The organism is Xanthomonas sacchari (assembly GCF_040529065.1).
In the GTDB taxonomy this organism is placed as follows: domain Bacteria; phylum Pseudomonadota; class Gammaproteobacteria; order Xanthomonadales; family Xanthomonadaceae; genus Xanthomonas_A; species Xanthomonas_A sacchari.
Map to the genome: position 1 here is coordinate 3,603,109 of NZ_CP132343.1, position 12,508 is coordinate 3,615,616.

A 12,508-nucleotide genomic window follows, 5' to 3' on the forward strand; every position below is an offset into this window, starting at 1 on the left:
TCGCGATGCGATACAGGAGGCATGCGGCGCGCGGCGAACGCGCCGCGCTCACCTCAGGCGACCCCGCAGCCTCTACGATATGCATCTCGATCGCTTGAGGTAGACCGATGACTGCAGTGGGTGCACACCCCCGATTGCCGCACCGCCCGATGCCCGCCGCCGCGCGCATCGCGGCGGCCTCCCGCAACGCCTGGCTGGGGTTGTCCCTGCTCGCCTGTGGCAGCCTGCTCGGCGGCTGCGACCGCGCTCCGCCGCCGGCACCGGCGCCCGCGGCCAAGCCTGCTGCAGCGCCGCCGCCGGCCCCGAAACACGATGACGACGACGACAAGACGCCGCTGCCGCTGATCCCGGCGCCGGCCAAGGCCGAGCGCGACGGCGGCACCCTGACCATCGGCACCGGCGCCGTGCTGTCGGTGCCCCTCGACGACGCCGGCGCGCAGCGCGTGGCGCAGCAACTGTCGCAATTGCTGAGCAAGACCCGCGGCCTGTCGCTGGAGGTGCGTGCGGAAACCATCCCCGCCGACGGCAGCATCCGCCTGCAGCTCAATCCCAATACCGAGGTCGCGCAGGCCGAGGGCTACACGCTGGACGTGGACCCGCGCACCATGCTGATCCAGGCGCGCGAGGAGCGCGGCCTGTTCTATGGCGCGATCAGCGCCTGGCAGTTGATGACCCCCGACGCCGGCAAGGGCGAGGTGGACGTGCCGCAGGTGCACATCCGCGACTGGCCGCGCTTCGGCTGGCGCGGCGTGCTGCTCGACGTGGCGCGGCACTTCCATGGCCCGGACACGGTCAAGCGCCTGCTCGACGCGATGGCCCAGCACAAGCTCAACGTGCTGCACCTGCACCTGACCGACGACCAGGGCTGGCGCATCGAGATCAAGCGCTATCCCAAGCTCACCGAGATCGGCGCCTGGCGCACCCCGCCCGGCGCGGGCACCCACGGCCTGCCCGATCGCTACGGCGGCTTCTACACCCAGGACCAGATCCGCGACCTGGTGGCCTACGCCGCCGAACGCCACATCACCATCGTGCCGGAGCTGGACATGCCTGGGCACGCGCAGGCGGCGGTGGCGGCGTATCCGGAACTGGTCGGGGTGACTCGGCAGCGGCCCAAGGTGTCGGTGGACTGGGGCGTCAATCCCTACCTGTTCAACACCAACGACAAGAGCATGACCTTCATCCGCGGCGTGCTGGATGAAGTACTGCAGCTATTCCCCTCGCCGTACATCCACATCGGCGGCGACGAAGCGGTCAAGGACCAGTGGGAACGCTCGCCGGCGGTGCGCGCGCAGATGCGCAAGCTCGGCATCAAGGACGCGCACGCGCTGCAGGGCTGGTTCAACCAGCAGCTGGCCGACTACCTGACCCAGCACCAGCGGCGCCTGATCGGCTGGGACGAGATCCTGGAAGGCGGGCTGCCCGCGAGTGCCTCGGTGATGTCCTGGCGCGGCGTGGACGGCGCGGTCGCCGCCGCCAAGCAGGGCCACGACGTGGTGCTGGCGCCGGCCGGCTGGATGTACCTGGACAACCTGCAGAGCGCGCGCAACGACGAGCCCAACGGCCGTCTGGCGACGCTGCCGCTGCAGAAGGTCTACGGCTTCGACCCGGTGCCGGCGGCGCTCAGCGCCGAGGAGAGCAAGCACGTGCTCGGCGTGCAGGCGGCGCTGTGGAGCGAGTACATCCCCTCCACCTGGCATATCGACCATGCGCTGTTCCCGCGGCTGAGCGCGGTGGCCGAGGCCGGCTGGTCGCCGATGGCCGCGCGCGACTGGAACGGCTTCCTGCAGCGCATGCCGGCGCAGCTGGACCGCTACCGCCTGCAGGGCATCGCCTACGGCGACGGCGCCTTCGCCCCGGACATCGCCGTGCAAGGCGGCGACAACGCGGCGCTGGACAGCGGCCAGGCCACGGTGGTGCTGGGCAACCAGGCCAAGTTCGGCAGCTTCCGCTACACCACCGACGGCAGCGAGCCCAAGGCCGATTCGCCGCGCTACACCACGCCGTTCGCGGTGACCCTGCCGGTGACCGTGCGCGCGGCCACCTACGCCGACGACGGCCGCCTGCTGGCCGCGCCGCGCAGCCGCATCCTCGACCGCGCCAACCTGCTCAGCCGCGACACCCAGGGCCTGGCTTCGTGCGAAGGCGGCGAGCTGGGCCTGCGCGTGCCGCTGCTGCCGGACCTGGCCGACCAGGACACGCCGGTGTTCAACATCGACCTGTTCACCAGTTGCTGGCGCTATGCCGACGCGCGCCTGGACGGCATCGACCGCATCCGCATCGACGCCGCCCGCCTGGCGCGCAACTACGGGCTGGCGCACGACCAGGCCAAGGTCAAGCGCTACCCGGCGCACAGCGCGCGCGGCGAGTTCGAAGTGCGGCTGGGCGACTGCAAGGGCAAGCTGCTGGCGCGGCTGCCGCTGCCGGCCGGCAAGACCCTGGGCGACCAGTTCGCGCTGGAAGCGCGGCTGCCCAAGCAGCGCGGCGTGCACGACCTGTGCCTGCGCTCCACCGCGCCCATCGCCGGGCCGTACTACGCCATCGGCGCCGTCCATCTGATCGACACCGCAGCGCAGGCGCCCCCCGCCGCCGCGCACTGACCACGGAGACCCTCGCATGACCCAGCCGCCCTGCCGCCCCCGTTCCGCGTCGCGCACGCGCCTTCCTGCCCGCCTCGGGCTGCTGCTGGCGCTGGCCTTGCCGGCGCTGGGCCAGGCGGCGGCGCCGACGACGCTGTCGCTGCAACAGGGCTGGCAGGTGCGGCTGGCGCCGGGCGACGCCAATGCCAAGGTGCACCCGAAGGCGGCGCAGTGGCTGCCGGCGCAGGTGCCGGGCACGGTGCAGACCGACCTGATCGCCGCCGGGGTGGTACCGGATCCGTTCTATCGCGACAACGAAGCGCAGATCCAGTGGGCGGGTTTGAGCGACTGGCAGTACCAGACCCGGTTCCAGGTCGACGCGGCCCTGCTGGCGCGCCCGCACCTGGAACTGGTGTTCGACGGGCTGGACACCTTCGCCGAGGTCTACCTCAACGGCAAGAAGCTGCTCGCCGCCGACAACATGTTCCGGCAGTGGCGGGTCGACGCCAAACCGCTGCTCAAGCGCGGCGACAACGTGCTGGAAGTGCGCATCGCCTCGCCGATCAAGAAGATCCAGCCGTGGCTGGCCAAGCAGCCCTACGCGCTGCCCGGCGCCTACGATTCGGCGTTCGGCGACGAACCGGTGGCGCGTCACAGCTCCACCTACGTGCGCAAGGCGCCTTACAACTTCGGCTGGGACTGGGGCCCGCGCATCGTCACCGCCGGCATCTGGCAGGGCGTGCGCCTGGAGGCCTGGGACGAGCTGCGCGTGGACGGCCTGCGCATCGCCCAGCAGCGCGTCGACGCAGACGCGGCGCAGTTGCTGGCACAGTTGCAGGTGCAGGCCGGCCGCAGCGGCGAAGTCCAGCTGGACCTGGACGTGCTCGGTCCCGACGGCCAGCGCGTCGGCCAGTTCAGCCAGCGCGCGGTCGTCGACCCGGGTGCCAACACCCTGACCGTGCCGGTGCGCATCGCCAAGCCGCAGCGCTGGTTCCCGGCCGGCTATGGCCGCCAGGACCTGTACACGTTCAAGGCGCACCTGCGCGATGCCGCGGGCGAGCGATTCGAGGCGCAGCGCGTCACCGGCCTGCGCAGCGTCGAACTGCGCCGCGAGAAGGACCAGTGGGGCAAGAGCTTCGCCCTGGTGGTCAACGGCATCCCGGTGTTCGCCAAAGGCGCCAACCTGATTCCGTTCGACAGTTTCCCCACCCGCGTCGACGCCGCGCGCATGCGCGGCTTCCTGCAGTCCGCGCGCGATGCCAACATGAACATGCTGCGCATGTGGGGCGGCGGCCACTACCAGCCGGACAGCTTCTACGAGGACGCCGACCGCCTGGGCATCATGATCTGGCAGGACTTCATGTTCGGCGGCGCGATCCCGCCCTACGACGTCGCCTTCCGCGAGAACACCCGCGCCGAGGCCGAGGAGCAGGTGCGGCGCCTGGGCGATCACCCCAGCATCGTCATCTGGTGCGGCAACAACGAAGTGCAGACCGGCTGGGAGAACTGGGGCGACCGCATCAAGTTCAAGCAGTCGATCGACCCGGAAGAGCGCGAGCGCATCGTCCGCGGCATGACCACGCTGTTCGGCACGGTGCTGCGCGAGGCGGTACAGAAGTACGACAGCGACACCCCATACTGGGCGACCTCGCCGGGCACCGATTTCGATGGCGCCGCCGACCAGCCCGACGACGGCGACATGCATTACTGGAAGGTCTGGGGCGGGCCGGCGCTGCCGGTCACCGAATACCTCAACATGACCCCGCGCTTCATGTCCGAATACGGCCTGCAGTCGTTCCCCGAGATGCGCACCATCCGCGCCTTCGCCGAACCCGGCGACCTGAAGCCGGAATCGCCGGTGATGCGCGCGCACCAGAAGTTCGACAAGGGCAACGGCAACCAGCGCCTGCTGCTGTATATCCGCCGTGCGTTCGGCGAGCCCAAGGACTTCGCCAGCTTCGTCTACCTGAGCCAGATCATGCAGGCCGAGGGCATCACCCTGGCCGCCGAACACCTGCGCGCTTCGCGGCCGCAGGCGATGGGCTCGCTGTACTGGCAGCTCAACGACGTGTGGCCCGGCGCCTCGTGGTCGAGCGTGGACTACTTCGGCCGCTGGAAGGCGCTGCAGTACCACGCGCGCCGCTTCTACGCGCCGGAACTGATCGCCGCGCTGCGCGACGACAAGGGGCAGACCACCGTGTCGCTGGTTTCCGACCGCACCACGCCGCTGGCTGCGCGCTGGCGCATGCGGGTGATGGACCTGTCCGGCAAGGTGCTGAGCAAGACCGAGAAGCCGGTGACCCTGGCGCCGCTGTCCAGCGTGCGCGTGGGCAGCTTCAGCGATGCGCAGTTGCTGCGCCGCGCCGATCCGCGCCGCAGCGTGGCAGTGTTCGAGCTGCTCGACGGCGAGCGCGTGCTGTCGCGCACCCTGGTGTACTTCGACGCGGCCAAGCGCCTGCAGTGGCCGCAGGCCGACATCCGCAGCGACCTGCGCGCCGATGGCGACGGCTACGCGCTGACCCTGAGCAGCGCCACCCTCGCCGCGCAGGTGTGGCTGAGCTTCGGCGACCTCGACGTGACCGTGTCCGACAACGCCTTCGACCTGCTGCCGGGCGAGCCGCTGACCGTGCGCGTGCACAGCAGCGCGACGCTGGAGCAGGTGCGTGCGGCGCTGCAGGTGCGCGACCTGGGCGGGACCCTGGCCGGTGCGCCGGCCGAGCCGGCGGAGGCGAAGTGATGGGCGCGACGACGGTACCGGGAGTGACTCGGTCGCGGCTGAAGCCGCTCCTACAGCCGCTGGCACAGGCGCTGTGCGCGATCGGCCTGCTCGCCGCCCCGCTCGCCCATGCCGACGACGCGGAAGACCGCGCCGCCGCGCTGGTGGCGAAGATGACCCGCGCCGAGAAGATCGCGCAGGCGATGAACGCTGCGCCGGCGATCCCGCGCCTGGGCGTGCCCGCCTACGAGTGGTGGAGCGAGGGCCTGCACGGCATCGCCCGCAACGGCGAGGCCACGGTGTTCCCGCAGGCGATCGGCTTGGCCGCGACCTGGAACCCGGAGCTGCTGCACGACGTCGGCACCGTCACCTCCACCGAGGCGCGGGCCAAGTTCAACCTCGCTGGCGGGCCCGGCAAGGACCATCCGCGCTACGCCGGACTGACCATCTGGTCGCCCAACATCAACATCTTCCGCGACCCACGCTGGGGCCGCGGCATGGAGACCTACGGCGAGGATCCCTACCTCACCGGGCGGCTGGCGGTCGGCTTCATCCACGGCCTGCAGGGCGACGATCCGGCGCATCCGCGCACCATCGCCACGCCCAAGCACCTGGCCGTGCACAGCGGGCCGGAACCGGGCCGCCACGGTTTCGACGTGGACGTGTCGCCGCACGATTTCGAGGCGACCTACTCGCCCGCGTTCCGCGCCGCCATCGTCGACGGCCAGGCCGGCTCGGTGATGTGCGCGTACAACTCGCTGCACGGCACACCCGCCTGCGCCGCCGACTGGCTGATCGACGGCCGCGTGCGTGGCGACTGGGGCTTCAAGGGCTTCGTCGTGTCCGATTGCGATGCGATCGACGACATGACCCAGTTCCACTACTACCGCCCCGACAATGCCGGCTCGTCCGCGGCCGCGCTCAAGGCCGGGCACGATCTGAACTGCGGCACCGCCTACCGCGAGCTCGGCATCGCCTTCGACCGCGGCGAAGCCGACGAAGCCTTGCTCGACCGCTCGCTGGTGCGCCTGTTCGCCGCGCGCTACCGGCTCGGCGAACTGCAGCCGCGGCGCAACGATCCGTATGCGCGACTGGGCGCCAGGGACATCGACAGCGCCGCGCACCGCGCGCTGGCGCTGCAGGCCGCGCAGCAATCGCTGGTGCTGCTGAAGAACGCCAACGCCACCCTGCCGCTGCGCCCGGGCCTGCGCCTGGCCGTGCTCGGACCCAACGCCGATGCGCTGGCCGCGCTGGAAGCCAACTACCAGGGCACCTCGGTGCAACCGGTGACGCCGTTGCAGGGCCTGCGCACGCGCTTCGGCGCCGCTCAGGTCGCCTATGCGCAGGGCGCGCCGCTGGCCGCCGGCGTGCCCGGCATGATCCCCGAGACCGCGCTGCGCAGCGACGGCAAGCCCGGACTGCGCGGCGAGTACTTCGACAACCTGGACCTGGCCGGCACGCCGCGCGTGCAGCGCCAGGACCGCGTGGTCGGCTTCAATTGGGACCACGTGGCCCCGGCCAAGGGCGTGGACAAGGACCGCTACTCGGTACGCTGGAGCGGCGAACTGCTGCCGCCCGGCCCCGGCGACTACACCCTGGCGGTGCGGGTGGCGCGCTGCTTCGACTGCGCCGGCCACGACCCGGTGCGCCTGTACGTCGACGACCAGTTGGTGATCGCCGGCAACGCCGAGGACAAGCACCTGCCGGCCGGCATGCACAACGCCGACGGCCGCAACGTCGAGGCGGTGCTGCATTTCGACGACGCGCAACCGCGGCGGATCCGCCTGGAGCTGGAGCACCGCGGCCAGGACCAAGGCTTGCGCCTGGAGTGGCTGGCGCCGCCGGCGCTGCAGTTGGCCGAAGCCGAACGTGCGGTGGCGCAGGCCGACGCGGTGGTGGCCTTCGTCGGCCTGTCGCCGGACGTGGAAGGCGAGGAACTGCGCATCGACGTGCCCGGCTTCGACGGCGGCGACCGCAACGACCTGGCCCTGCCGGCGGCGCAGCAGGCGTTGCTGGAACGGGCCAAGGCCAGCGGCAAGCCGCTGGTCGTGGTGCTGATGAGCGGCAGCGCGGTGGCGTTGAACTGGGCCGAGCAGCATGCCGACGCGATCATCGCCGCGTGGTATCCGGGCCAGTCCGGCGGTACCGCCATCGCCCAGGCGCTGGCCGGCGACATCAACCCCGGCGGCCGCCTGCCGGTGACCTTCTATCGCTCGACCAAGGACCTGCCGCCCTACGTCAGCTACGACATGAAGGGCCGCACCTACCGCTACTTCAAGGGCGAGCCGCTGTTCCCGTTCGGCTACGGCCTCAGCTATACCCAGTTCGCCTACGACGCACCGCAGCTGTCGACCACGACGCTGCAGGCCGGCCAGCCGCTGCAGGTGAGCACCACCGTGCGCAACACCGGCGCGCGCGCCGGCGATGAAGTGGTGCAGGTCTACCTGCAGTACCCGCAGCGCGCGCAGTCGCCGCTGCGCAGCCTGGTCGGCTTCCAGCGCGTGCATCTGCAACCGGGCGAGGCGCGGACGCTGAGCTTCGCATTGGATGCGCGCCAGCTCAGCGACGTCGACCGCAGCGGCCAGCGCGCGGTCGAGGCCGGCGACTACCGCCTGTTCGTCGGCGGCGGCCAGCCCGGCACCGGCGCGCCCGGCCAGGACGCCGTGTTCTCGATCAGCGGCCGCATGGCCCTGCCCAAGTGAGCGACGGGGCCGCCGCCCGCGGCCCCTGTCTACAAAATGCGCCAGCGCATGCGGCGGTGCAGCGTAACGGCCCGGCGCGCTTCCACCGCCGGGCTCCAACTCCCTGCGTTTCAGCGCCCTGCTAATTTATTTTTCACGACCTATTGACAGTCTTCCGGGACAGAGGTATCGATAACACGTCGGTGCCACGCGCCGACGATGCCAGACGCGCCGAACGCCGCAGCACTTGCGGCGCTTTCCAGGGCAGTTCCAGGGGTGATGTGCCATGTCATGCAGTCGTCGCAGCCAGGATCGATGCCTCGCCGGAGTTCCGGCGCCCTGCCTGTCGTCCGCGTTCCCCGCGGGCACGCACGGGGGCCGCTGCGCATGACCCGTCGCTACAAGCTGAGCGCGCTGCGTTCGCGCTCCAAGTGCATCGCCGGCTACTCGCCGCCACGCCACTGATCGCCATCTAACGGTCCGCCCCAGCCGGCAGACGCCTCGCGTCGGTCGCCGTTCGCTCTGTCCTGTTCGCACGCCGTCCGGCGTGCGGTTCGAGCGCGCGCGCCTTCCGTCCACCGTGTCTGCCATCCAGGAACGCAGCGGCGCGTCGCCTTCGGCGCGTGCCCGCACCGATCACGATCAGCGAGGTGTCACGTGGCAACCCATCCCCATTGCAAGCGCAAGGCGCTGTGCGCCGCCATTCTGGCCATCACCGGCCTCGCCGCCACCGCACCTGCGCTGGCCGGCACCGTGCAGGGCGAACTCAAGGAGCGCAGCAGCGGCAAGCCCGCCGCGCACGCCAAGGTCGCCATCACCGGCACCGCACTGAGCGCCGTCACCGACGCGCAGGGCCGCTTCGTCATCGCCGACGTGCCGGCCGGGCAGTACGCGCTGCAACTGGACTACCCCGGCTTCAGCGCCCCGGAAACCACCGTGCAGGTCGCCGACAGCGGCGCCGCCACGGTGTCGATCGCGCTGGACGAGGCCAAGCAGTTGCAGACCATCAGCGTGGCGGCCAACCGCTACGACGCCAGCACGCTGAAGATGAACTCCTCGAACACGGTGGACGTGCTCTCGGCCAACGACCTCGAGCACACCGCGGTGCACAACGTTGCCGAGGCGCTGGGCCTGATCGCCGGCATCAACATCACCTACAGCGGCTCGGGCTACTTCGGCGGCGTCGACGGCGCCGCGCGCGGCGAAGGCATGTTCGCCTCGGTGCGCGGCCTGCCCTCCGAATACAACGTCAACCTGATCGACGGCGTCACCGTCGCCCAGGGCATGCCGTACAGCCGCAGCGTGCAGTTGAGCCTGCTGCCGCCCTCGGGCCTGCAGACCATCGTCGCCAACAAGACCTCCACCGCCGACATGGACGGCGATGCGATCGGCGGCACCCTGGATTTCCGCACGCCCACCGCCTACGACTACAAGGACACCACCAGCGGCAGCGTCACCGTCAGCGGCCGCGTCGAGAGCCGCGCCCGCGACTACGGCGGCGATGGCCTCGGTGGCGGCCTGGCCGGCGAGTTCCAGCACAAGTTCGGCGACGAGCAGCAGTTCGGCTTCTACGCCAGCGCCTATTACGACTACCGCACCTCGACCAACAGCGAGGTGGCCGCGGCCACCAGCGCGCTCAACGACGGCTCCTGGAAATTCCTGCACGCCAACGCCGACGGCAGCAACGCCGCCGGCTACGCGCCGCAGGACAACCTGACCAGCACCGGCATGAACGTCGGTGTGGTCGCCGGCTGGGAGCGCCGCTACGGCGGCAATGCCGCCTTCGACTGGAACGTGGACGAGACCCTGTCGCTGTACGCGCGCGCCACCTACGCCTACGCCAAGACCGACCAGGGCACCACCTTCGTGCAGTTGCTGCCGCAGGACGTCAGCTTCGTGCCGACCGCCACGCCCGGCGTGTATTCGCCCAACATCAACCGCATCGCCGCGCGCTTCTGGTACGAGACCAACCCGGAAATCGCCGACCTGGCCACCTTTCAGGTGGGCGCGCGCAAGACCGCCGGCAACTGGACGCTGTCGCCGAACCTGTTCTACAGCTTCGGCGACAACGACCGCCCCGACCACATCGAGATCGACGGGCGCGAGGACAAGTTCAGCCAGGCCAACTTCGCCTACTCCGGCAGCAGCCTGATGCAGTACGGCAGCGGCGCCTTCCCCTATCCGCAGCTGACCCCGGCGCTGCTGGCGCAGGTCAACAACATCCCCTCGCTGTACGCCAGCAGCTACGGCGAATCCACCAAGATCTACTCCGGGCAGAAGAAGGGCGGCGCCAAGTTCGACGCGCGCTACGACTTCGCCGACGGCGCGCTGACCGCGCTGCAGTTCGGCGTGAAGTACAGCAAGAGTAGCCGCCACTACAGCAACCGCGACTGGTGGACCGGCCCGGTGCCCGACACCAGCACGCTGGGCGACCTGGGCATCTTCAACGGCGGCTACGCGGCGATCTTCCCCGGCAAGTACCACTGGGCCACGCCGCGGGTCAGCGAAGGCGCGGTGGCGCAGGTCATCGCCAACCACCTCACCGACGACGACCTGGACACCTGCGGCAGCGCGTTCTACGTCAACAACTACAACTGCAACACCATGCGCGGTACCGAGGCGGTCAGCGCCGCCTACGCGATGGCGACCTTCTCCTTCGGCAGCCTGGAAGTGGTGCCGGGCGTGCGCTTCGAGCACACCAGCATCCACAACACCTTCTGGACCACGCCCACCGACAGCGACGGCAACCAGCAGGTCGGCTACTTCGCCGCCAACAGCACGCATTACGACCAGCCGCTGCCGAGCGTGTTCCTGACCTGGCGCCCGGACAGCGCCACCACCTATCGCGCCGCGCTGTGGACCAGCTATACGCGGCCGGCGTTCGTGCAGCTGGGCGGCGGCACCCAGATCAACATCTCCAATGGCATCACCACCATCACCCAGGGCAATCCGGACCTGAAGGCGATCACCTCGACCAACCTGGATCTGTCCGGCGAGTGGGCGACCGACCATGGCGGGTTCTTCTCGGTGGCCGGCTTCTACAAGCGCCTGCACCACTACATCTACGACGCCGGTTCCGGCCAGGCCAATTCGGGCACCAGCGGCAGCGGCACGGTGTTCTACCAGATGCCGACCAACGGCGGCGACGGCCGCGTCTACGGCGTGGAGGTCAGCGCGCGGCAGCGCTTCCAGGATCTGCCGGCGCCGTTCGACGGGCTGGGCGTGAGCGCCAACGCCACGCGCCAGCATGCGCACGCGGATCTGGGCATGGTCGGCTTCGAGGATGAGCAGATGCAGTCGGCGCCGAATGCGATGGCCAATCTGGAACTGTTCTACGAGCGTTCGAAGTTCTCGGTGAACCTGAGCTATCACTTCAGCAGTTCGTATCTGCTGAACTACGATTTCCTGCACCAGAACGCGCCGTGGGATGATCTGTGGGCGCGGCCGACGCGGCGGGTGGATCTGCATGCGGGCTATCGGTTCGACAATGGGGTGAATGTGGATCTGTCGATCTCCAATCTCACCAAGGAATACAGTTACTGGGGGCATGTGGGCCGGCACAATCTGGCGGTGTCGGACATCGTGGATGCCGGCATGATGACGTTGTTGACCGTCAAGTACGCGTTCTAGGGCGCGGCGGCGTGCTCACTGGGATGCCATGGCGGAGAGGTACCACGCGCTCTGTGGGAGGGACTTCGGTCCCGACGGGTGTTACCGACTCCGCATGGATCAGGCCTTTTGTGGGAGGGACTTCAGTCCCGACGGGCTTTACCGGTGCGGCCTGGATCAGGCCGCATCGGGAGTCCACTCAAGCAGCGCGCGCTTCGGCTGTCGTAGGAGCGCCTTCAGCCGCGCCGGGCTTTCCCGACTCGGCTGGAACAACGCTTTTTGTGGGAGGGACTTCAGTCCCGACGGGCGTTACCGATGCGGCCTGGATCAGGCTGCATCGGCAGCCCGCTCGCGCAGCGCGCAGCCCGCTTGTCGTAGGAGCGGCTTCAGCCGCGACAGGCTCCACCGACAAAGCCTGGACCATCGCTCTTGTGGGAGGGACTTCAGTCCCGACGGGCTTTAGTGGGGATGCTGGAAAGCGAAGGCAAAAGCTTTCGCCTGACGGCGAGTCACTTTTCTTTGCTTGTGCAAAGAAAAGTAACCAAAAGAAGCCGCTTTACAGCAGCCGAATGGCTGATCAAGCACACCCCGCCTTCGCGCCCGCTACGCGGGTCCGCTCCGCTGACGGGATTTTCGGACGGGGCATCCTGCCCCGGCCGAAAACGGCGCACATCCTTGTGCGCCGCCCCCCTGCGGGGGGTTTTACCCGCCAGCTCCGCCGCTGCGGAGGGGACCCGAGAAAAGCAACAGCTGAAGAGCAACAGCAACAGCAACAGCAACAGCAAAATCAGCATCAGCAATACGAAGTCCCTTCGTGGATCGACACAGTCGATGCACGCGGCAGCACTGCGCCACGCGTTACTTCCTGCATCCAACACCCCTCCCATCGCTTCGGGATTCCGGCCGCCGCTGAAGGCCACCAA

Annotated in this window: 5 protein-coding genes; 4 read left to right on the forward strand and 1 reads right to left on the reverse strand. The window is 69.5% G+C overall.

The window, feature by feature from the left end:
* Positions 1-107: 107 nt before the first annotated feature.
* From RAB71_RS15190 to RAB71_RS15205, 4 genes are all read left to right on the forward strand, one after another.
* Entirely contained in the window at positions 108-2,600 is a 2,493-nt protein-coding gene (locus RAB71_RS15190; protein ID WP_040902011.1) for a beta-N-acetylhexosaminidase, read from the forward strand.
* Between the two features lie 16 nt (positions 2,601-2,616).
* Positions 2,617-5,316, forward strand: a complete 2,700-nt coding sequence (locus RAB71_RS15195; RefSeq protein WP_010343202.1) for a glycoside hydrolase family 2 protein — start codon at positions 2,617-2,619, stop codon at positions 5,314-5,316.
* A gap of 71 nt (positions 5,317-5,387) precedes the next feature.
* A complete protein-coding gene (locus tag RAB71_RS15200; protein ID WP_050946584.1) occupies positions 5,388-7,997 on the forward strand; it encodes a glycoside hydrolase family 3 C-terminal domain-containing protein in 2,610 nt (869 codons plus the stop codon).
* Positions 7,998-8,633: 636 nt separating this feature from the next.
* Entirely contained in the window at positions 8,634-11,606 is a 2,973-nt protein-coding gene (locus RAB71_RS15205; protein WP_010343204.1) for a TonB-dependent receptor, read from the forward strand.
* 488 nt (positions 11,607-12,094) lie between these two features.
* Here the strand turns inward: RAB71_RS15205 and RAB71_RS15210 are convergent, their stop codons facing one another.
* On the reverse strand, positions 12,095-12,505 hold the full coding sequence (locus RAB71_RS15210) for a hypothetical protein (RefSeq protein WP_138985752.1): 411 nt from the start codon (positions 12,503-12,505) through the stop codon (positions 12,095-12,097).
* Between the last annotated feature and the right edge of the window lie 3 nt (positions 12,506-12,508).